Origin of the sequence: Companilactobacillus pabuli, assembly GCF_014058425.1 — a bacterium.
In the GTDB taxonomy this organism is placed as follows: Bacteria; Bacillota; Bacilli; order Lactobacillales; family Lactobacillaceae; genus Companilactobacillus; species Companilactobacillus pabuli.
In genome coordinates this window covers 1,216,929-1,239,035 of sequence record NZ_CP049366.1, presented here as the reverse complement: position 1 = coordinate 1,239,035, position 22,107 = coordinate 1,216,929, and the positions used below count along the sequence as shown (strand labels likewise).

Annotated in this window: 18 protein-coding genes; 15 read left to right on the top strand and 3 right to left on the bottom strand. The window is 35.7% G+C overall.

All coding sequences use genetic code 11. The features are described from left to right. Positions 1-211: 211 nt before the first annotated feature. Positions 212-1,501 carry a glycosyltransferase family 2 protein gene (locus G6534_RS05895; protein WP_059073943.1) on the bottom strand — a complete coding sequence of 430 codons (1,290 nt, stop codon included), beginning with the start codon at positions 1,499-1,501 and terminating at the stop codon, positions 212-214. 205 nt (positions 1,502-1,706) lie between these two features. On the opposite strand from G6534_RS05895, the gene G6534_RS05890 reads away from it, so the two are divergent. The 14 genes from G6534_RS05890 to G6534_RS05825 all read left to right on the top strand — a co-directional run bounded on the left by G6534_RS05890 (position 1,707) and on the right by G6534_RS05825 (position 18,117). After that, positions 1,707-2,654, top strand: coding sequence for a LacI family DNA-binding transcriptional regulator (locus G6534_RS05890; protein ID WP_059073942.1), 948 nt, complete (start codon positions 1,707-1,709; stop codon positions 2,652-2,654). Positions 2,655-2,747: 93 nt separating this feature from the next. Further along, positions 2,748-4,406 (top strand): glycoside hydrolase family 13 protein, encoded by a 1,659-nt coding sequence (locus G6534_RS05885; protein WP_182082454.1) that lies wholly within the window; start codon positions 2,748-2,750, stop codon positions 4,404-4,406. A gap of 15 nt (positions 4,407-4,421) precedes the next feature. Continuing rightward, positions 4,422-5,717 (top strand): alpha-amylase family glycosyl hydrolase, encoded by a 1,296-nt coding sequence (locus G6534_RS05880; RefSeq protein WP_059073940.1) that lies wholly within the window; start codon positions 4,422-4,424, stop codon positions 5,715-5,717. A 172-nt stretch (positions 5,718-5,889) separates the two neighbouring features. After that, positions 5,890-7,197, top strand: coding sequence for an ABC transporter substrate-binding protein (locus tag G6534_RS05875; protein WP_182082453.1), 1,308 nt, complete (start codon positions 5,890-5,892; stop codon positions 7,195-7,197). A 24-nt stretch (positions 7,198-7,221) separates the two neighbouring features. After that, positions 7,222-8,085 (top strand): carbohydrate ABC transporter permease, encoded by an 864-nt coding sequence (locus G6534_RS05870; RefSeq protein ID WP_057816014.1) that lies wholly within the window; start codon positions 7,222-7,224, stop codon positions 8,083-8,085. Next, complete coding sequence (locus G6534_RS05865) at positions 8,082-8,894, top strand: carbohydrate ABC transporter permease (RefSeq protein WP_059073939.1); 813 nt, start codon at positions 8,082-8,084, stop codon at positions 8,892-8,894. The genes G6534_RS05870 and G6534_RS05865 overlap by 4 nt, the downstream gene beginning before the upstream one ends. 57 nt (positions 8,895-8,951) lie before the next feature. Next, positions 8,952-9,572: a hypothetical protein gene (locus G6534_RS05860; protein ID WP_152999961.1), complete on the top strand. Its 621-nt coding sequence runs from the start codon at positions 8,952-8,954 to the stop codon at positions 9,570-9,572. A gap of 88 nt (positions 9,573-9,660) precedes the next feature. Continuing rightward, entirely contained in the window at positions 9,661-10,764 is a 1,104-nt protein-coding gene (locus G6534_RS05855; RefSeq protein WP_059073937.1) for an ABC transporter ATP-binding protein, read from the top strand. A gap of 59 nt (positions 10,765-10,823) precedes the next feature. After that, positions 10,824-13,067, top strand: coding sequence for a glycoside hydrolase family 65 protein (locus G6534_RS05850; RefSeq protein WP_059073936.1), 2,244 nt, complete (start codon positions 10,824-10,826; stop codon positions 13,065-13,067). A 62-nt stretch (positions 13,068-13,129) separates the two neighbouring features. Beyond that, on the top strand, positions 13,130-13,801 hold the full coding sequence (gene pgmB, locus G6534_RS05845) for a beta-phosphoglucomutase (RefSeq protein ID WP_059073935.1): 672 nt from the start codon (positions 13,130-13,132) through the stop codon (positions 13,799-13,801). Between the two features lie 48 nt (positions 13,802-13,849). Then, positions 13,850-14,836 (top strand): aldose epimerase family protein, encoded by a 987-nt coding sequence (locus G6534_RS05840; protein ID WP_059073934.1) that lies wholly within the window; start codon positions 13,850-13,852, stop codon positions 14,834-14,836. Between the two features lie 9 nt (positions 14,837-14,845). Beyond that, a complete protein-coding gene (locus G6534_RS05835) occupies positions 14,846-15,229 on the top strand; it encodes a VOC family protein (RefSeq protein WP_059073933.1) in 384 nt (127 codons plus the stop codon). Between the two features lie 126 nt (positions 15,230-15,355). Continuing rightward, positions 15,356-17,242, top strand: coding sequence for a fructose-1,6-bisphosphatase (locus G6534_RS05830; RefSeq protein WP_182082452.1), 1,887 nt, complete (start codon positions 15,356-15,358; stop codon positions 17,240-17,242). A 62-nt stretch (positions 17,243-17,304) separates the two neighbouring features. After that, the gene (locus tag G6534_RS05825) at positions 17,305-18,117 is read left to right on the top strand and encodes an HAD family hydrolase (RefSeq protein WP_059073932.1); all 813 of its coding nucleotides are present in this window, start codon (positions 17,305-17,307) and stop codon (positions 18,115-18,117) included. A gap of 50 nt (positions 18,118-18,167) precedes the next feature. On the opposite strand, the gene uhpT is transcribed toward G6534_RS05825, so the two are convergent. Both uhpT and G6534_RS05815 read right to left on the bottom strand, forming a co-directional pair. After that, positions 18,168-19,547 (bottom strand): hexose-6-phosphate:phosphate antiporter, encoded by a 1,380-nt coding sequence (gene uhpT / locus G6534_RS05820; protein WP_059073931.1) that lies wholly within the window; start codon positions 19,545-19,547, stop codon positions 18,168-18,170. 367 nt (positions 19,548-19,914) lie between these two features. Beyond that, the gene (locus G6534_RS05815; RefSeq protein WP_059073930.1) at positions 19,915-20,595 is read right to left on the bottom strand and encodes a YjjG family noncanonical pyrimidine nucleotidase; all 681 of its coding nucleotides are present in this window, start codon (positions 20,593-20,595) and stop codon (positions 19,915-19,917) included. Between the two features lie 193 nt (positions 20,596-20,788). Between G6534_RS05815 and G6534_RS05810 the strand changes: the two genes are divergently transcribed. Then, entirely contained in the window at positions 20,789-22,000 is a 1,212-nt protein-coding gene (locus G6534_RS05810; protein WP_059073929.1) for a GH25 family lysozyme, read from the top strand. Positions 22,001-22,107 lie beyond the last annotated feature (107 nt).

Here is a 22,107-nt window from a genome sequence, read left to right as displayed (position 1 = left end):
TTTTATCCGAACAGCGTTCGGATTAATTTTACAATCTACCATATGTAGGAATTAGGCAAAAAATTGCTTTATGTTGTCACTGGTGTTGTCAGAACATTTTTGAATCTCTTAAACCGTTCATGTAATCGCAATCTGACAAGATTAACAGAAGTTATGTTGACTCCGTAACTAAAAAAATAGGCCATTCCTTTTATTGGGAATGGCTTATTTTTTAGTTGCGTTTAGTTTTAACCCAGTGAGTGTTGCCACGGATTTTAGAATAAATAGACTTCATCAGACTCAAAAATAAAACAACATAGATATAAGATAACAAACCAACAGTCAATAAAAATTTGCCAATTTTCATATCCAAATTCAACATGTCACTTTCTTCAATAGCAATATCAGCTTTTTGAGTTATCCTCAGCTCGTGAAGATAAATCAAAGTGAAGATCATTCCAAAAATTGAACCGATTATGATTAAGAAGAATAGGGAAATAACGAAGAAACTTGGATTTCCAATCGCATAAATGACGTACTTTATCGTCAAATAAATAATACTGAAATCAGCTAAGACATTTAATAATGGTTGAGTTAAAAAGAAATAAGTATCAAATTTTTGTGCATTGGACATGATAGGTGACTTTGTGACTCGAAATAGATATTTCCAACAATCTAATCCGCCTTGAGCCCAACGTGATCTTTGTCTGACTAAAGCCTTAAAATTTAATAAGGCTTCTTGGTCAACATAAGCATCGTCTAAATATTTGATTCTCAAACCATTTAATTCGAATTTCAAAGTAAGTTCGAAATCTTCCAGTAAGGCATTGCCCCAAGGTTGAATTCCCATTCTTTGGGTAACGGTTTTATATCTGAAAAATTGTCCGTTGCCACAGAGAGCGACCGCATGCATTTTGCCACGGATCAGTTGAATCAAGTGATTGATCGTGTAAAATTCGATATCTTGAAAAGTTTGTAAAACGGTCGTCGGTTGTTTCATTTTGACTCTTAATTGAACAGCATCGACGTTTTCATCTTCAAAGGCATTGTTTAATTTGTAAATACAATTAGCACTTAAAATTCCATCGGCGTCGATGACACCAACAATACATTTTTTCGGATCAAGATGTCTTTGTTTAATTATTTTGTGTACTAAAGACATCGCATTGTTCAAAGAATCACCTTTACCAGTTCTAGCGTTGGGTAATTTTCTTTCCACTGTACTAATAGGTCCTGACATTGCTTTAATTTTTTGAACGGTTTGATCATCTGAATCATCATCAATGACAATGATTTCTTTTTGACCAGCTAAGTTTAGCAAATTTTGTAAAGTATTTTGGATAACTTTTTCTTCATTTAAACAAGGTACAAGTAAGAAATAAAAGAATTGATCTAGATTATTATTTACATGATAGGCGGCTGCCATTTCTGATTTAAATAGCTTGTGATCTTTGAAATAAATAAAATACATAATTGCGCATTGGATAATAAAGATAGTAATTGCAATCAAGTAAATAATCATATGCATCATCTCGTTAATAGTTTATCCAACTAAATTTTTGCACATGAACCGAAGATGTTCAAACAAGTTGTTTAATATAATTGTTGTAAATAAAAAAGATGTACCAATATAAAAATAATTTAAAAATGTTGATAATTTTATAAAAAAAAGACTGCAAAGGCTTTAAATTGGTATAATAAAATTGTGGTATATGGAGGGGAAGAGCATGACTACTTTAGTTGATGTTGCAAAGAAAGCCAACGTTTCAAAGATGACTGTGTCTCGAGTTATCAATCATCCAGACAAAGTTACCGATGAATTGAAGGCGTTAGTTTATGAAGCCATGCGTGAATTGGATTATCATCCAAATATGATTGCTAAAGCGTTGGTGGATAAAAGTACAAGAATTATCAAGCTATGTATTTTGGAAGATATCGATACAACTGAACCGTACTACATGAATTTAATGATTGGTATAGCTAAAACTTTAGATTTACACCAGTATTCATTGCAATTGGTTACTCGCAAGAACTTTGACATTGGTAATTGTGACGGTTATATTATCACTGGGATGCGTCAACAAGACGTTGACTGGATCAAGAATTTAAAAAAGCCGGTCATTATTTTTGGTGAAAATCGTTATGGATTTGATTTTGTGGATACTAACAATAAGGCTGGTCTTTATAAATTAGCAGAGTTAGCTTTGCAAAAAGGCTATGAGAAACTAGTTTATATTGGAATCGACAGTAAGGAATCATTTGAATATTCTCGAGAAGCTGGTTATTTACAACAAGTCCAAGAGCGTCGGATGCTTCCAGAATTGCATCGATTCGATAACCATAGCCATTTGGCAGAAGAATTTATCGAATCTAATTGGAAGAAAATCAAACCCAACACTGCCTTTTTATGTGCCTCAGATCGTTTGGCCATTGGTATTCTACGGGGAATCGTACGTTCTGGTGGCAAAGTTCCAGAGGATTTTGGCGTAACTGGTTTTGATGGTGTCTTTTTGAATCAAGTGGCTTCGCCAAAAATTACGACGATTAAACAATCGATAATTGAAATGGGGAGTGCTTGTGGTGAGAACTTACTAGATAAAATTGAAACTAAAGAAAGCCAAGGAGCTTTAGTCTTTGAACCCAAGATTAGTTTTGGCGGTACTCTTAGGGATTAACCTGTTACCGATAACATTTCAGATAGTCTTGCTTAGGCGAGGCTTACTTTTTTATACTGAGGTGTAAGGGTTTACACGAAAGGGGCAACTATCATGAATTGGTATGATCAAGCAATAATTTATCAAATCTATCCTAAGAGTTTTCAAGATACTAATGATGATGGTATTGGTGACATACAGGGGATTATCAAACATTTAGGTTACATTAAAGATATGGGATTTAATACCATTTGGTTGAATCCAATTTTTGTCTCACCACAGATTGATAATGGTTATGATGTTTCTAATTATTTTGCCATCGATCCAATTTTGGGGGATACAAGTGATTTTTCGGAAATGATGACTAAGGCTCATGAATTGGGACTTCATATTATTTTAGATTTGCCAATCAACCATACGTCCGACCAACATCCATGGTTTCAAGATGCTTTAAATAATCCACATAGTATTTTTCGAGATTACTATATTTGGCATCCAGCTGTTGACGGACATGAGCCCAACAATTGGGGATCATTCTTTGGTGGTAGCGTTTGGGAGAAGAATCCAACCAATCCAAACGAGTATTATTTTCATCTTTTCGATAAAAAAATGCCTGATTTGAATTGGAAAAATCCAGAGGTTCAAAAGTCAATCGCTGATATTGCTAAGTTTTGGCTCGAAAAGGGCGTTGACGGATTTCGTTTGGATGCCTTCATTCATATCGCTAAGGCAAATTTTGAACAGAACTCGTTGGATAGTAGTACTAAATTTCCAATTGATGACCAATTCTATGCTAAGTTGCCCGCAGTAAAAGACTATATGTCAGGTTTTGTTAGAGAAATCAAAAAAATTAAGCCAGATGTATTCTTGTTTGGTGAAGCGTCATCTGCCCAGGCTCGTGATGCTGCTGAATACACACGACCAGATGAGCACGTTTGTGATGTGGTCGTTAATTCAGATAATTATGGTGAAGTTTATGATGATAGTAATCCGGATATACCTAAGTTTTTCCAAGATCGAAAGTTATCGCTTGATAGTTTGAAAAAAACTTATGTAACTTGGGAAAGTATTTTGGATCATGTCAGTTTGCCAACTTTAACATGGGGCAATCATGATATTAGTCGAGTTTTGGATCGACTGAACTTGCCAGTGCATGATGATAAAATTACCAAATTATTAGCAACAATGCTATTTTTACAACGTGGAATACCAGTAATTTACTATGGTGAAGAAATCGGTATGCACGGATTGAAGTATCAAAAGGTTGCAGATTTCACTGATCAAAGAGCAGTAGATCTGATTAATAATTTGCGCCACAAGTCGTTTACTGATGACCAGATTTTACGACTGTTGAATAATCAAGATGAGATGACAGCTCGAGGTCCAATGCAGTGGAATTCAACGAAGTATCGAGGCTTTTCTGAAGAAAGACCTTGGAATTGGGCCAAAGTTGATTCCAATTGTGTCGATCAAGAGATTGCTGATCCCAATAGTATTATGAATTTTTATAGAGAACTTTTAAAAATAAAAAAGCATGACTGTTTTACTAGTGGCGATTATTGTTTACTAATTACTGCCCCAAATATTTATGCTTATCAACGAAAGACAGCTGATAATCAAGGTTTAGTTGTAGCTAATTTTTCTGATAAGAAAGTCAACTTTACTTTGCCAGAAGGTGTTTGGGAAAAAGTGTTAGCTAACGAATCTAGTGAGGTTAAGGATGGAATCGTCAAACTAGGTGCATGGGGTTGTTGTGCTTTTGAATCTAATTAGAGGGGTGTGTAATTAATGGCAAGTCAAACAGATGTTAAATTAAGAAAGATGCAAATTTATTGCATTTTTGTAAGAAATCATACTAAAAAAGGTACTTTAAAAGCAATTGAACCGGACTTGGATCGAATTAAGAGTTTGGGTACTGATTGCATTTGGTTGATGCCTATTTTTCCAATTGGTAAAAAAGACCGCAAAGGTAAGCTCGGTTCACCTTATTCAATCAAGGACTACCGTGCTATCGATCCAAAACTAGGAACATGGCAAGATTTTCTAGAGTTAGTAAAATCTATCCATGATCGTGGTATGAAAGTTATGTTGGATATTGTTTACAATCATACTTCTCGTGATTCAGTATTATTACAAGTACATCCAGAATGGTTCTTACATGACCATGAAGGTAATTTGTACAATAAGAATGAAGACTGGACAGATGTAGCTGAATTAGATTATTCTCACAAGGCTTTGTGGAATTATCAAATCGAAACTCTTAAACGTTATGCCAAAATCGTTGATGGTTTCAGATGCGATGTTGCTCCACAAGTACCAATCGAATTCTGGAAGGAAGCCCGCAAAGAAGTTGCTAAGGTTAACCCTAAGACCATTTGGTTAGCTGAATCTACTGGTCCTGATTATATTAAGACATTGAATGCCAAAGGGTATCACGTTTCTTCGGATGCAGAATTATACAGTGCCTTTGACATGACTTACGATTATGATATTGACCAGACTTTCCGTAAATATGTTAAGGGTGACTTGCCTTTAAAGAAGTATGTTGAAGCTTTGAATACTCAAGGAGTAATTTATCCTTCAAATTATATTAAGATGAGAGCTTTGGAGAATCATGATCAAGAAAGAGCTCATAGTCTCTTTATCAATGAAAATGATGTCTATAATTGGACAGCCTTTTCAGAATTTCAGAAAGGTTCAACTTTAGTTTATGCTGGTCAAGAGTATGGATTTAAACACACACCAAGTCTTTTTGATAAAGATAAATTGGACTGGGATGATAAGAAGATGAACCTCAGTTCTTTGATTTTCAAGATGCATCAGATGAGTCAGAGTGATATTCAAGTGTCAGGAACTTATAAGATTACTGCTCTAGAAAATGATATCGTTGAAGTAACTTATAAGATGGGAGACATTATCAGAATTGGTATCTTCACTCTTAAAGGGATGCCAGGAGAGGTTCCTGTAGCTTTGGCAAGCGACAGTTACACTAACATGATTGACAATTCCTTGATCAAAGTTAAGGATGGAATCGTGATGTTAGACTATGATCCAATTATCATTCAAGGTAAAAATAACGAATAACAAAAAAGCAGTCGATTAGATTAATAATTGACTGCTTTTTGAATGCCTTAAATTTCAATCGTGTTACAAACCTGTTATCGGTAACATCGAGAAAGCGGTTGCAAAGAAACCTTTTTAGAAACATAATGGAAACTGTAGTAAGGAAATAATATTTTTATAGGGGGCTTTGGTAATGAAGAAGAACTTCTGGAAACGCTTTGGAAAGCGTATAGCAGTTGTTGCTCTGGCCGCTAGTGCAGCGTTTATGCTGGCAGCTTGTGGTAATTCATCCTCAGGTAAGGATGTTAAGATTACAATTCTTCAAGGAAAGGTTGAGAACAACAAGCAATTCAAACAAATTGCTAAGGATTATGAAAAGTCACATCCACATGTAAAGATTGAAGTTACATCAATCGGTGGTGGTACTCAATATGATCCAGTTCTAAAGACCAGAATTTCATCTGGTAATGCACCAACAATCTTCAGTTTGGCTGGTCCAGCTGATGTGCAACAATTCAAGGCACATGAAGCAGATTTGTCAGACACAAAGGCAGCAAAAGCTGCACAACCTGGTACTTTGAGCGCTGTTAAGACTGGCGGCAAGACCGTTGGACTTCCATTCAACGTTGAAGGTTATGGTTTGGTTTATAACAAGCAAGTCTTCCAAAAGGCTGGCATTGATCCAAACAGTTTGACAACTATGGATAAACTTGAAGCAGCTATCAAACAAATTGATGCGCAAAAGAGTGAATTAGGTATCAAAGGCGTCTTTGCTACACCTGGTAAAGAAGCTTGGGTATTCTCAGATCACTTAGCTAACCTATACATTGGTCAAGACTTCAATGGTAACGCTTTGAAACTTTACAAATCAAAGAAGATGCCATTCACAAAGGCTAATGATATGAAGACTATGATTGATCTTGAAAAGACTTATTCTATCCAACCAATCATGCAACTAGATTACTCAGCACAAGTTAACCAATACTTCTCACAAGGTAAAGTTGCTATGATTCAACAAGGTGACTGGATCTATCCTACAATCGAAGGTATCGATAAAGACTTTGCTAAGAATGACGTTGGTATGATTCCTATTCCTGTACCTGGTGAAGAAGGCAAGATGCCTGTTGGTACTTCACTATACTGGGCAGTTAATAGCAAGAAATCAACACAAGAACAAAAAGCTGCTAAAGACTTCTTAGACTGGATGTACACATCTAAAGAAGGTAAGAAACAAGTTGTAAACAAGTTACACTTCGTACCTGCATACAAAGGTTACAGTAACTTCAAGATGAGCGATCCATTGACATCAGCAGTCTTTGAATACTCACAAAATCACAAGACAACAGGCTGGGCATTCCCAGGATACACTGGTACTTCATGGGATCCAGACGTTGCACAACCAAATCTACAAAAGTACTTATCAGGCAAACAAAGCTGGGATAAGACAGTTCAAAATATGAAAGATGGTTGGGCAAAACAACAAAAATCATCTAATAACTAAAAGTAACAAAAGAGGGCAATGAATATGAAAAATAGAAGTCTTTCGTTTTGGCTATTTTTAACACCAACCCTCATTGCGTTAGCTTTGGTAGTATTTATTCCGGTAATTGAAGGATTGTTTTACTCATTTACTGATTGGGACGGTTTAACTTTTACCAAGATGGTAGGATTTCAAAATTACATAACATTGTTCCACGATAAGGCGTTTATTAACGCCTTTTGGTTTACAGTGGGGTTTGTAATTGTCACTGTCATTATGCTGAACGTAATAGGCTTGGGCTTAGCATTATTAGTAACACAAAAATTCAAGGGAAATAATTTCTTACGTACCGTTTTCTTTATGCCAAATATGATTGGTGGTTTGATTTTAGGTTTCATCTGGCAATTCATTTTTACTCAAGGTTTTCAAGCTTTAGGTAATGCCTTGCATATGCATTGGCTATTGAATTGGCTAACAAATGAAACAACTGGTTTCTGGGGACTAGTTATTGTTACAGTTTGGCAAATGAGTGGTTATATCATGATCATTTATATTGCTTATCTACAAAATATCCCTAATGAAATCATTGAAGCTGCAAAGATTGACGGAGCTTCAGCATGGCAACGTTTCACAAAAATCACGTTCCCAATGATTGCTCCTGCATTCACAGTTTGCATGTTTTTAACTTTATCAAATGGTTTTAAGATTTATGATCAAAACTTGTCATTGACAAATGGTGGTCCTTACAATTCAACACAAATGTTAGCGATGGATATTGTTAACACCGCTTATAACTCAGCTAACTTCTCCTTGTCAGAAGCAAAAGCTATTGTATTCTTCGTAATTGTTGCTGCTATTTCACTATTGCAAGTTGCTTATAACCGTAAGAGGGAGGCTGATCTCCATTGAAAACAAAAGGTAGAACCATTATTGGAATTGTCGGGCTCTTGTTAGGTATCTTATGGTTGTTCCCATTTTATTTGATCGTATCAAATTCATTTAAGACACCAAAAGGTATCTTTGCATCAGTTTTGTCATTACCACATCCAAGTACAACTGATAACTATGTTAATTCGTTTCAAGCGTTGCACTTTATCGCTTCATTGACGAATTCATTGATTATTACAATTTGCAGTGTGTTAGTCATTATTTTAGCTTCATCAATGGCTGCATATGCACTTCAAAGAAATCATAGTAAATTGAGTAGTGGATTGTTGTTACTATTTATTTCCGCTATGTTGATTCCTTTCCAATCCGTTATGATTCCTTTGACAGCTAACTTCGGTGCTGTACATTTTCTAAACATGTGGGGACTTGTCATCATGTATCTAGGTTTTGACTGCAGTTTGTCAGTCTTCTTGTATCAAGGTACATTATCAAGTATTCCTATCGCAATGGATGAATCAGCTGAACTAGAAGGGGCAAGTCGTTGGCAGATCTTTACTAAAGTTATCTTCCCAATGCTCAGTCCTATCACAGTTACCGTAGCAATCTTGAATATCATTGCTATCTGGAACGATTATCTATTGCCATCACTAGTATTGCCACAAGCGCAATACACAATTCCACTTCAAATGTTTAATTTCTTCGGTGAATACACAAAGCAATGGCACTTAGCCTTAGCTGGTATCACTATTTCCATCATTCCGGTTATCCTATTTTATCTATTCGCACAAAAATGGATCATCAAAGGTGTTACCGATGGTGCTGTTAAGTAATTAAAGAAAGGACAGATTATTGTGATCAATCTAAAATCGAAAAATGGACAAAGATTAATGGCGAGTGGTAACTGGCTTTGGTCATTATTTACCATTAACTTCTCATTCTTTATTATCAATTTTCCAGTGATATTGACTGCAATCATCTTGTTCAGTTTGAAGTTTTCAGCTACTTATACGATGTTGTTAGTTATCGTATGGTTGATGTTATCAGTTTTTACAATTCCTGGATTGGTTGCTAGTTATGCAGCTGTTCAAGAATGGCAACTAAACGGTAGTGTGAGTTTTTTTAAATATTTTTTTAAAAAATGGTTTGATTTTCAGAAAAACTATCTTCTCAATTTTGGTTTAGGTTTCGTTGCAAGTTTGTTCATTTTATTAAATAAAGTTGCAATGGGAAATACGCAGTGGCACGTAGCAGTGATGATTTTAACATTTGTTTATTTCATGGCTTTAGTCGCTGTTAGTTTCCAACTGGCAACAAATGAGTTTGAAAGTATTTTAACTTTATTCGTTGAAAAGCCTCTACCAATTATAATCTCAGTAATAGTATTTTTAATCTTGATATTGTTGAATTTCGTTTTGCAATTGGCCTTCTTGAGTGTGATCTGCAGTGTCTCGCTTGCAACGTATGTCTCATACAGATTATTAGGTGGTCAAGTAGCCAAAAAGGATTGACTTTGGGTGTGGAGGACACATCTAGATTGATTAGTAAGATTAAACTTATTAGTTAACTGGAAGTCAAAAAATAAAAGGAGCGTTAAAAATGGTAAAAATTAATTTGGATCACATTTACAAACGCTATCAAGGTAATACTGACTATTCAGTTAGTGATTTCAACCTAGACATTAAAGATGGTGAATTTATTGTCTTCGTTGGACCTTCCGGATGTGGTAAATCCACCACATTACGTATGATAGCGGGACTAGAGGATATTACTAAAGGTGACTTTAAGATGGATGGCAAGGTCATGAATAAGGTTCAACCAAAAGATCGTGATATCGCGATGGTTTTCCAAAACTATGCCTTGTATCCACATATGACAGTCTTTGATAATATGGCTTTTGGTTTAAATATTCGTAAAAACGATAAGGAAGATACTAAGAAACGGGTTGATAATGCCGCTAAAATCTTAGGATTGACACCATATTTGAAACGTAAGCCAGCCGCTCTATCAGGTGGTCAAAGACAACGTGTTGCTTTAGGTCGTGCCATTGTCCGTGATGCAAACTTGTTCTTACTTGATGAACCATTGTCAAACTTGGATGCTAAATTGAGAGTTCAGATGCGTACTGAAATTGCTCAATTGCATCAACGTTTGGGACGTAACTTTATCTATGTTACTCACGACCAAGTCGAAGCTATGACTATGGCTGATCGTATCGTTATCATGAATGACGGTATGATTCAACAAGTTGGTACTCCTGCCGAGTTGTACAGCAAACCAGAAAACAAATTCGTTGCTGGGTTCATTGGTTCTCCGGCTACTAATTTCTTCGATGTTAAGATTGAAGATGGCAAGATTGTCAATGACGGTGGTATCAACATTGCCATCCCTGAAGGTCAATACAAAGTGCTCGAACAAAAAGGTTATGTTGGTAAGGATGTCATATTTGGTATTCGTCCAGAAGACATTCATGCCGAAGAAGTTGCAATTCAAGCTTTCCCTGATGCCATAATTAATGCTAAGATTCAAGTTTCCGAATTGCTAGGTGCTGAATCAATCCTTTACTCTAATCTCGGTGGAACTGACTTTATTGCAAAAGTTGATGCACGTGATCATAGAGAACCTGGCGATAACGTTCAAATGGCTTTTGAAATGACAAAAGCACATTACTTTGACAAAGATACAGAAGAAACAATTCTTTAAGGATTATAAAAGGTAATTAGGTGTTTACCTAATTACCTTTTTTTATAGGAGGTGTCAAAATGCAAAGGATTTTTGAAGTTAGTCCTTGGAATGTTTTAACCCACAATTTAGATAAAGATAATAAAAGACTCCAAGAAAGTATTACGAGTTTAGGTAACGGATACATGGGGATGAGAGGTAATTTCGAAGAAGATTATTCAGGGGATAGTCTTCCGGGAATTTACTTAGCAGGGGTTTGGTTCCCTGATAAAACACGTGTCGGTTGGTGGAAGAATGGCTATCCTAAGTATTTTGGAAAGGTCATTAATGCAGTCAACTTTATTAAAATGAATTTCTTGATCGATGGATCAAAATTAGATTTAAATAAAGATACAATTAGTGATTTCACTCTCGACTTAAATATGAAAGATGCCACTTTATCGAGATCATTTATCGTTGATAAAGATGGTAAGAAGATTAAATTTAATTTCATTAGATTTTTGAGTGCTGCTCAAAAGAATTTATCAGTTCAAAAAGTAACTTTTGAGAACCTTTCTGATCAAAATGTGACTGTTAAGGTCATCTCAAGTATTGATGCTGACGTAAAAAATGAAGATGCTAACTATGACGAACGTTTCTGGCAAGTTCTAGAAATTAACGAAGACTATTTGATTGCTAAGACTAAGCCTAATGACTTTGGTACACCAAGATTTACTTCGGGGATGGATGCCAAATATGTGACAGACTTAGATGAAGTTGATCAAAAGGTTACTGATTTAGAAACAAGCAGAACTTTCCAAAAGACTTTGAAACCAGAAGAAGTCGGTTCGATCGAAAAGCGTGTCGTTGTTTTGACATCACGCGATTATGAAACAGTTGATGATCTAAGAGATGCACTAGAAGCTGTCAGTGCTAAAACAACCAAATTCTCTTATGAACAATTGCTTAGCGAGCATAAAAATGTTTGGGATCAACGTTGGAGCCAATCAGATATTAAAATTGATGGCGATACGGATGCTCAACAAGGTATGCGTTTCAATTTATTCGGTTTATTGACAACTTATTCTGGAGAAGATTCTCGTTTAAACATTGGTCCAAAGGGCTTTACTGGTGAAAAGTATGGTGGTGCTACTTATTGGGATACCGAAGCCTTTTGTATTCCAGTTTACTTAGGTATCACTCAACCAGATGTTTCGAGAAACTTGCTAATGTATCGTTATAACCAATTGGACGGAGCTTACGTCAATGCCAAAGAGCAAGGATTAAAAGGTGCTTTGTTCCCAATGGTTACTTTCAATGGAATTGAATGCCATAACGAATGGGAAATCACCTTTGAAGAAATTCACCGTAACGGTGATATAGCGTTTGCTATTTACAACTATACTCGTTATACAGGTGATAAGTCCTTTGTTCTCAATGAAGGTAGTAAGATCTTAACTGAAATTTCTCGTTTCTGGGCTGATCGGGTTGACTATAGTAAGCGTCATGACCGTTATATGATTTTCGGCGTTACCGGACCAGATGAATATGAGAATAATGTTGATAATAACTGGTATACGAACTTCTTAGCTAAGTGGACTTTGAAGTATACGTTACAAATTCTCGGTGAAGTTTCAAAAGAACAATTTGATAAGCTAGCCGTTTCCAAAGCTGAAATGGATCAGTGGCAAGATATCATTGATAAGATGTACTTGCCATATGATGAGGATTTGGGTATCTTTGTTCAACACGACGGATACTTGAATAAAAATCATGACCCTGTTTCAACTATTCCAAAAGATCAATTGCCAATCAACCAGCACTGGTCATGGGATAAGATTTTACGTTCACCATATATCAAACAAGGTGATGTTCTTCAAGGAATTTGGGACTTCATCGACGAATTCAGTGAACGTGAAAAGAAGCGTAACTTTGACTTCTATGAACCTATGACAGTTCACGAGTCAAGTCTTTCACCTGCAATCCATTCAGTTTTAGCAGCTGATCTTCACTACGAAGAGAAAGCGGTTGCATTATATGAGAGGACCGCTAGACTAGACTTAGACAATTATAATAATGACACCGCAGATGGTTTGCACATTACTTCAATGACCGGTGGCTGGCTAGCAATGGTTCAAGGGTTTGCTGGTATGCGTGTAGCTGATGATGGTACGCTTAGTTATAAGCCATTCTTGCCTAAGAAATGGAATAGTTATTCATTTAGACAAGTCTTTAGAAATCGTGTAATTGAAGTTTCTGTCTCAAGCGATGGACCACAATTCAAATTGATTTCTGGAGAACCATTACAGATTCAAGTTTACGGTAAGCCACAAATGCTTAAATAATTGTGAAAATAAAGGTGTCTGGATAATTTTATTCAGGCACTTTTTTATCAAAGGAGAATAGTATGGTTAAATTTGAACAAATTAAAGGTTTTATTTTCGATTTAGATGGTGTAATTGCTAATACGTCACTTTACCATGGTAAAGCTTGGCATCAATTGGCCGATGAATTAGGCGTTACTTGGACAGAAGATTTAGCCAACCAGCTAAAGGGTGTAGCTAGAATGGATTCTTTGAATTTGATCCTTAAAGCTGGCGGCAAAGAAAATGATTACACGGAAGATGAAAAAGAAAAATTAGCTGCCAAAAAGAATGATAATTATTTAGGGCTGTTGGACTCTTTGAGCCAAGATGATATTTTGCCAGGAATGAAAGAATTTATTGAAGAATTATCAGATCATCATTATTTAATTTCTTTAGCTTCTTCTTCAAAAAATTCACCAATTGTCTTGAAAAAATTAGATTTGGCCAAATATTTTGACGGAAAAGTTGATCCAGCTACTTTGACACACGGAAAACCCGATCCAGAAATTTATGTTCGTGGAGCAGAGGTTTTGAATCTAAAGCCTGAGGAATGTATCGGTTTAGAAGATGCGATTGCCGGGATTAAATCAATCAACGGTGCACATGAAACTTCTCTTGGAATCGGTGATCCAAAGATGCTTAATGAAGCAGATTTAAACTTTAACGATACTTCTGAAGTAACACTTGAAAATATTAAAAAGGCTATGGATTAATTATCTAATCACAGTATCAGATATTGATTGCACAGAATGGGTAGAAATATGACAGTAACGAAGACAATTTTTGGGGAAATTGGAACTGATCCCGTTTATTCATACAAAATAACTAATAAAAATCAAACTAGCATCAATGTTTTGACTTACGCTGCTACATGGCAAAATTTTGAAGTGGTTGAAGATGGCGTGAAGCACTCGTTGATTGAGCATTTCAATGATTTGGATGATTATATTAAAACACCTTATATGGTAGGTAAAACAATTGGACGTGTCGCAGGTCGAATTAAAGATGCTAAGTTTTCTATTAATGGTGTTGACTATCAAATGACACCCAATAATGGCAAAAACGTCATGCACAGTGGTGACCATGGATTACAGAGTCAAAACTTTGACAGTACGATTGATTCGGACAATTCGGTTTTGTTTACACATACAGTCAAAGGTGAGGATGAATTTCCCGGGACGTTGATGGTAAAAATCAGATACAGTCTAAATGATGACGATGAAGTACAAATAACTTACAGTGCTGAGACTGATCATGACACGCTATTTAATCCAACTTGTCACGTTTATTTTGACATTGATGATGAGAATATTCGCCAGCAACAATTGAAAATCAATTCGAAGCGTTTCGTCGATGTTGATGCTGAAAAGATTCCTACTGGAAAATTGTTAGCAACGACCAATGCTTATGACTTTAAGAATTTCAAAAAGATTGGTCAAGGATTGAAGCAGCTCAAACCATTAGATAAAGTTGAATTCGATGATGCATTTGTTGTGGGTAAAAAAGCTGCTACGTTGAAGTCAGAGCATCGAGCAATTGATTTGTACACTGATAGAGGTGGATTAGTTATTTTCACCGCTAATCCAATTGATTCAGTAAAAGCTCAAAATCATGAATTCAGTTCACTAGCGATGGAGCTACAAACTTTGCCAGATGCTATTCATCATCCAGATTTTGGAAACACAATTCTACCTGCCAATCAGAAAGTAAGCTACACTAATAAATATAAATACAGAAAATTAGATTAGAGGGGTTTTATGAGGATAGAACACGTTGGTCTTTTTGTTCGCAATTTAGATAGAACTGTCGAGTTTTATGAAACTTATTTTGAGGCAAAAGCTTCAGACAAATATCACAATCCAGTAACGACTTTCTCTTCACGCTTTTTGACTTTTCCAGATGGGGCAAGATTAGAAGTTGGTACTAGAGATGACTTGAATCGGCACCATGAAAAAGGGTATCCACTCGGGTATATGCACATTGCGATTGCCTTAGGCTCAAAAGAAAAAGTTGATCAGTTAACTGAAACAATAGAAAAGGCTGGTTATAAACATCTCAGTGGCCCAAGGGTGACCGGAGATGGTTATTACGAGAGTGTTGTTTGTGATCCAGAGGGGAATCAAATTGAATTAACAGTTTAAAAAAATCGGGCATCCAAAGGGATGTCTTTTTTTATGTCTTGGAATCGTTTTCTTTAAATGGTATAGTTTTAATTATCATTGTTAGTACACCGATTTTCTCTAAAATGATAAGAAAGGTATATACAAATGGTTGATGATTTTACTAAAAGAAACGAACTCAAGACGGAATTGATCAATTTATCGGCGATTTTAGGTTTGCCGAAAGGAACTGAAGTTTTTGTCAGTGATATTCATGGTGAATATGATGAATTTGCACATATTATGCGTAATGGCTCTGGAAACACTAAACAAAAAATTGCGGAATTATTTACTGGTCGGTTATCTAGTGTTTCTCAGAAAAAATTAGCTTTTTTAATTTATTATCCGTCAGAAATTTTAAAACGTACGAAAGCTCAAATAAGAAATAAAGATGATTTGACACAATGGTATATGGATACTTTTAATAATTTGATTGAAATGTTAAGGTATACTGCCAATAAATACACGCGTTCTAAAGTTAGAAAGACGCTTAATCCAGAATTTGTCTACGTAACGGAAGAATTACTTTATGCTGATAATAATGCGGAAACGAAACAATTGTCTTATCAAAATATTTTAGATGGCATTATTGATTTAAAGATGGCGGATGATTTCATTATTGCTACTTGTCATTCTATTCAACGTTTAGTGGTGGATCATGTTCACGTTATTGGCGATATTTATGACCGTGGACCGCATCCGGATTTCGTGATAGAACATTTGGTCAAACATTGGCAAAGTTTTGACTTTCAGTGGGGAAATCATGATATTTTGTGGATGGGGAGTTTAGCGGGTTCAAAATTATGTATACTAAATCTTCTCAGAATTTGTGCCCGTTATGATAATTTAACGATTCTGCAAGATGCCTACGGAATTGATCTACAAAAAATAATTGATTTTTCCTTAGAGAATTATCATAAACAAATTACCTTTTTACCAAAATCAGATACGGGTAAAAAAATCACCACTGTACGAGAAGAAATTGATAGTTGTGTTCAACAGGCTGTGGCCATTATGCAATTTAAATTGGAAGGTCAGACGATAAAAAGACATCCAGAGTTTCAGATGAATAATCGACTTTTATTGGAAAAAATTGACTTTGATCATCAGACAATTACATTAGCTGGTCAGACTTATCCTCTTCAAGACGGCTGTTTTCAGTTAGTTGATCGAGAAAACCCTTATCAATTAACTGAAGATGAAAATAGGATGATTGACTATTTGATGAAACAATTTGCTAAATCGAAGAAATTGCACCGTCATATCAACTACTTAGTCGATAATGGTTCAATGTATTTAAAATATAACGATAATCTCTTATTGCATGGTTGCATTCCCGTAGATACTGAGGGTAACTTATTAAGTTTAGAAATTCATGGGCATAAATATTTTGGACATGCGTTGTTTGATTATTTTGATAAGATTATTCGTCAAGCGTTAAAAGATCAACAATCTAGTCAAAATATCGATATGATTTGGTATTTGTGGACAGGAAAATTGTCGCCTTTGTTTGGAAAAGACCAGATGACAACATTTGAACGTTATTTTATTGCTGATAAAAGTACTCACTTAGAAGTTTTGAATCCTTATTATTCTTTAAGGCAAGAGGAGTGGTTTGCAGATAAATTATTGCAGGATTTTGGATTGAAAAATGGTCATATCATTAATGGTCATACGCCAGTCAAAGCGGGCGAATCGCCAATTATGGCTAATGGAAAAATTTTTGTGATAGATGGTGGGATGTCAAAGCCTTATCACAAAACGACTGGTATCGGTGGTTATACATTGTTGTCTAATTCTTACGGATTGCAATTAGTAACGCATGAACCCTTTACGACTAGGGAAAAAGCTATTAGAGAAATGACTGATGTAGTTTCAACCAAACGGGTGATTGAACAAGCTGTTAGTCGAAAAAGAGTCGCCCAAACGGACGTTGGGAAAAAGTTAATACAACAAAGAAAAGAATTACTCGAACAATTGGCACGAATAAAGTAACCGATTACAAAAACTTTGCTACAATAGATTATGAAGTTAATTAAAAATCGAGGGAAAAATTTATGCCAAAATATTTAGTATTTATGGATCTTGATGGAACGCTTTTAGCGAGTGATCATAAGCATATTTCTCCACGAACTAAAGAAACAATTGAGAATCTACAACAAAAAGGAGTAATTTTTTACATTGCGACAGGGCGGATGTATGAATTAGCTAAAATTACGCAGAGATTGTTAAATCCTGATGTAAAGATGATAACGTCTAACGGAGCTGTCTTTGATGGTGCTAAAGGTCGAGAGGTTACTAAATTAGGTTCAAAGGCGGTTGATTTGGCGTATAAAGTAACGGCTAAATATCAATTGCCAATGATGCTCTTTACACCAGAGAAAGCTTATTTCACAAGAAAAATTCCTGATTTCATCGCCCAAAATGCTGGTAATTTTGATGAAGATTTTGGCTATGAGGAAGTCGAAAGCTTTTCAGAATTAAAATCAGTTACTGGCGATATCACTAATGGCGTAGTTTTGAGTCGTGGTGATATGTCAGAGCTTCATATTGTTCGAGATGAGTTGATCGATAGCGGTTTAATGGAAATGTCATCTTCTAGTCCAGATAATTTGGAAATGATTCCACTGCAAACAGATAAGGGAACGGCAGTTAAACGAATTCAACAAGAATGGGGCATAGATTACGACCATACTTTCGTTTTTGGTGATGGAATGAATGATGTCGGGATGATGAAGGAAGCTAAGTATTCAGTTGCCATGGGTAATGGGTTACCCGAAGTTAAAAAAATTGCTAATTTTGTGACTGAAACTAACGCTAAAGACGGCTTAGCCAAATTTTTAGAAGATTATTTTACAAAAGAAAAATAAAAAACAGGTTTGATTTCGAATAGGAAAATCAAACCTGTTTTTGTATCAAATTAATTTAATTGTTGACGAATCCGTTTTTCTTCACCGACAGCAATAATAGCTAAAATAATGATACTCAATACGACCGCCATGTAGAAGACAATGAAAGTATCATTCCAACCATGAAGGTTCATGCCAAGAATTGAGAGACCATTTTGCTTAGGATCGGCAATGGCCGCAAAACCAACTTGTGCCATCAAATCGCCGAAGATGTAAGCAAAGGTACCAGTCAATCCATCAGACACGTTTAGAGCATTTTTAGGTACGAAACTGATAACAGAGACACCGATCAATAGTTGTGGTCCGTAAATCAACATACCTAAGAAAAACAAAGAAGTATTGATCATCATAGGTGTTGTCCCGTAACGATAACCCAAAACAACGAAGGCTGTCAGAGCTAAACAAATGATTGAAACAACAGCCCGACGACCCTTCAAAAGATCTGAGAACCAGCCCCAAACAACACTACCAATAATTCCACCTAATTGGAAAAGCAATAAAGTATTGGCACCTTGAGCTACTGTGAAGTGAAGCTGTTGAACAGTGTACAAGGGAGCCCAGTTGACGATACCGATTCTAACGACATAAACGAAGACGTTAGCGATACACAATAGCCAGACCCAAGGACTCTTCATGACGAAAGTCTTAAAAATAGTCCACTTACTCATCTTGGAAGCAGATTGATCAGCTTTTGAAATATTTTCACCAAAGATGATTTCACTAGGGTCCCAACCTAGTTCTTGTGGGTCATCAGCCCCGAAGAATAATCCCCAGAAACCGACGATTAAACCAATAATGGCGGGAAAAATAAACATACCACCGACGTTACCGCCAAAGAGATGATTTGCACCCCAAAGAGCGATAACACCAGCAACAGCACCACCGAATTCGTGAGAAATGTTCCAAATTCCAATATAGCGTCCACGAGTAGTAGTTGTCGTCCAACGTGAAATGGTGGATAAAGAAGCTGAGCCACCAGGAGATTGGAAAATACCATTCAATGACCAAAGTACTAAGATCAATCCGACAGGAGCTTGATTCATTAATAAGGCAACCCCAATAATTAACGTCATAATAGCAGCGAGAATCAAAAGGAACGACATGAATTTCTTAGTATTCTTACCATCAACGACGTAGCCTAGAACAGTTTTACCGATCCCGTAAGCTAGTGAGAATCCATAACCAATCCAACCTAGTGCAGTTGTAGAAATCCCATCTTTAACTAACAAAGGTTGTGCTGCAGAAAGATTATTCCGAATCAAATACATGCAGAAGTAAACGAAGAAAACGACCAAAAATGACTTTAAGAATTCACGAAACCAACGACTCTTTTGTTCGTTAATTGATAAACCCAATTTTTGAGGACGTTTCAGGTCAAAATAATGTAACATAAAAATCCCTCCCCAATAAATTTATTTATGACCAAATCGATTATAACGCAATGAAAACGGATAAACGCTGTAATCATGGTTATTCTAGTCTATCGAACCGGTTCGATAACAATAAATTTTCAGAAAAAAGGGAGAGATTTAGGTTTGTGGCTCTTTCTTAAGTTAGGTTAGTAGTAATATTCCGTCCTCCATAGCAAAGCAAATTTGGCTGGAACGATGTGGGTACGACTTGGAGCCTTTGCTATTCCGGACTAGATAGTAATTTTATATTTTTAATGACTGAGTAAATAGGCATCTATTTAAACAATAGTCAAAATGACTATATTTGAATGGATGCTATTTTCGCTCTTTTATTAATTGAATCAGTTTATTTAATAGTTGCGCAAATATCTGCTAATTTAGTCACTTCATAAGTGGGCTTAAAATCAGTCTTATTATTAATCTCATTCTTGTTATACCAAAGACTATCGATATTACTATAATTAGCACCAGCAATATCTGAGGAAAGTGAGTCGCCAATCATTAAAAAGTCTTCAGGTTTTGCCTGTAATTCATTTTCAATGGCTTCAAAGAATTTTTTGTCAGGTTTATCGAAACCAATATCTTCTGATAAAAATATCTTTTCAAAGTATTGGTCAATTTTTGCGCCTGCCGTTTGGGAATATTGTTTATCGCCGGTTCCGTTTGAAGCCGCAAATAGACGATATGTTTTATTTAATTCCTGTAGGATCTCTTTAGCGCCGGGCATCAATTCGTGCTGTTGATTTAGTACATCAAAGTATTGTTGATTTATGTTGGTAGTATCGATTTTTTTGTTGAAATGACTAAATAGATTTGGAAAGCGACTGTCCATCAATTCTTGTCGACTAATCTGCTTTTCTTCCAATTGTTTCCACAAATAGTCATTCATTTGATACCAATATTGAATTTGTTCATCATTGAATGGAAAATCAACATATTTAGCCATTTCTTTTAAAGCATTATGTGTATTGGCCCTTGTATCTAGAATAGTATCATCAAGGTCGATTAAAATATATTTGTAGTTCATAAAAATCCTCCGTAAATAAGTAATAATTGCTGTTAAAAATAAAATTCAAAAAATACAATAAATCAAGTTAATTTTTGATTAAATAATAGTTACTATGTTAATTTATAAGTACAATCATGTAATTTTTGGTTCATTTTTTAATACCAGTTCTATAATTCTTTTGTTGTGATAACAACAAGAGGGAGATTTGATAATGGTTTTAAAAAGAAAAACGACAATTCTTTTGGCGACAATATTTTCGTTCTTGATAGTACTTTTGGGAGCTACTAATGTAAGCGCTGCTAGAACAGATATGGTCGATGTGTCCAATAATAATGGAGCCATGACTGTTGCCAATTTCCAAGATATGTACAACAACTATGGCGTTAAAGCGATTGTAACTAAAATTAGTGAAGGTACTTCTTTTAAGGATAGTACAGCTGCAAATAACATTGCAAATGCTCAAAAAGCCGGCATGTATATTAGCGGTTATCATTTTGCTCACTACAATAGTGTTGCTAGTGCGATTGCCGAAGCGGATTATGCTGGTAAATTGGCTCAAGCGGATGGCTTACCCGAAGGGGCTGTATTAGCTACTGATGTTGAAAGTTCCGAGCAAAGTTCTGTGTCTGAAGCACAAAATGATGCTGATAATCAAGCTTTTATGACAGAAGTTGCTAAATATGGTTATCGTTCGACAATTTATACTATGGGTTCTTGGGTCGGCAGTGTAATGAGTGTCGATACCGGTTGGATCGCATCATATCCATATAATCCTTCTGGACAAGAATGGTATACCTCTAATCATGGCTGGCAATGGTCGAGTTCTTATACTTTTAGCGGAAGTAGCGGTTATTTTGATGTGTCTGAGTTGTATGATGATTTCTTTACATCATATCAGTCACCTAATTCTTCAAGTACGACTACAACAACTACGACAACTTCAACTGATAATGATTCAGCCGTAACTGATAGTGGATCTACTAGTTCTAATGTAATTGAAGTAGATAATTCTTCTAGCAGTTATGTACCATTGATGGCTCTACAGGATGATGGAAGTATGACAACAATAACTAATCGAGCATTAGCAAATAATACATCATGGCAAACTGATCAAACAAAAGTTGTCAATGGAACAACATATTATCGAGTAGCTACGAATGAATGGGTAGCAGCACAATACTTAGCTGGAAATTCTTCAACTACTGATGCAGCTAGCTCAGCTAATGTTATCAAAGTAAATAATTCAAATTCTAGTTACGTTCAATTAGTTGCTTTGCAAGATGACGGAAGCATGACAACGATAACTAATCGAGCATTAGCAAATAATACATCATGGCAAACTGATCAAACTAAGGTTGTTGATGGAACAACGTATTATCGAGTAGCAACCAATGAATGGGTTAATGCCGAATATATAATTTAATTTATTGCATCTTTTCTTTGATTTAAATATAGATTTTCGATATACTGACCTTAAACAAGGGAGTAACTTGCAGAAGTTGCCTGCGACAAAATCGTCAGCAAGACGTA

Coding starts and splice junctions, on each gene's coding strand:
- G6534_RS05880 (WP_059073940.1), top strand. CDS start 4,422: ATGGCAAGTCAAACAGATGTTAAATTAAGAAAGATGCAAATTTATTGC.
- G6534_RS05890 (WP_059073942.1), top strand. CDS start 1,707: ATGACTACTTTAGTTGATGTTGCAAAGAAAGCCAACGTTTCAAAGATG.
- G6534_RS05875 (WP_182082453.1), top strand. CDS start 5,890: ATGAAGAAGAACTTCTGGAAACGCTTTGGAAAGCGTATAGCAGTTGTT.
- G6534_RS05885 (WP_182082454.1), top strand. CDS start 2,748: ATGAATTGGTATGATCAAGCAATAATTTATCAAATCTATCCTAAGAGT.
- G6534_RS05855 (WP_059073937.1), top strand. CDS start 9,661: ATGGTAAAAATTAATTTGGATCACATTTACAAACGCTATCAAGGTAAT.
- G6534_RS05825 (WP_059073932.1), top strand. CDS start 17,305: ATGCCAAAATATTTAGTATTTATGGATCTTGATGGAACGCTTTTAGCG.
- uhpT (WP_059073931.1), bottom strand. CDS start 19,547: ATGTTACATTATTTTGACCTGAAACGTCCTCAAAAATTGGGTTTATCA.
- pgmB (WP_059073935.1), top strand. CDS start 13,130: ATGGTTAAATTTGAACAAATTAAAGGTTTTATTTTCGATTTAGATGGT.
- G6534_RS05810 (WP_059073929.1), top strand. CDS start 20,789: ATGGTTTTAAAAAGAAAAACGACAATTCTTTTGGCGACAATATTTTCG.
- G6534_RS05870 (WP_057816014.1), top strand. CDS start 7,222: ATGAAAAATAGAAGTCTTTCGTTTTGGCTATTTTTAACACCAACCCTC.
- G6534_RS05895 (WP_059073943.1), bottom strand. CDS start 1,501: ATGATTATTTACTTGATTGCAATTACTATCTTTATTATCCAATGCGCA.
- G6534_RS05850 (WP_059073936.1), top strand. CDS start 10,824: ATGCAAAGGATTTTTGAAGTTAGTCCTTGGAATGTTTTAACCCACAAT.
- G6534_RS05815 (WP_059073930.1), bottom strand. CDS start 20,595: ATGAACTACAAATATATTTTAATCGACCTTGATGATACTATTCTAGAT.
- G6534_RS05840 (WP_059073934.1), top strand. CDS start 13,850: ATGACAGTAACGAAGACAATTTTTGGGGAAATTGGAACTGATCCCGTT.
- G6534_RS05835 (WP_059073933.1), top strand. CDS start 14,846: ATGAGGATAGAACACGTTGGTCTTTTTGTTCGCAATTTAGATAGAACT.
- G6534_RS05860 (WP_152999961.1), top strand. CDS start 8,952: ATGGCGAGTGGTAACTGGCTTTGGTCATTATTTACCATTAACTTCTCA.
- G6534_RS05830 (WP_182082452.1), top strand. CDS start 15,356: ATGGTTGATGATTTTACTAAAAGAAACGAACTCAAGACGGAATTGATC.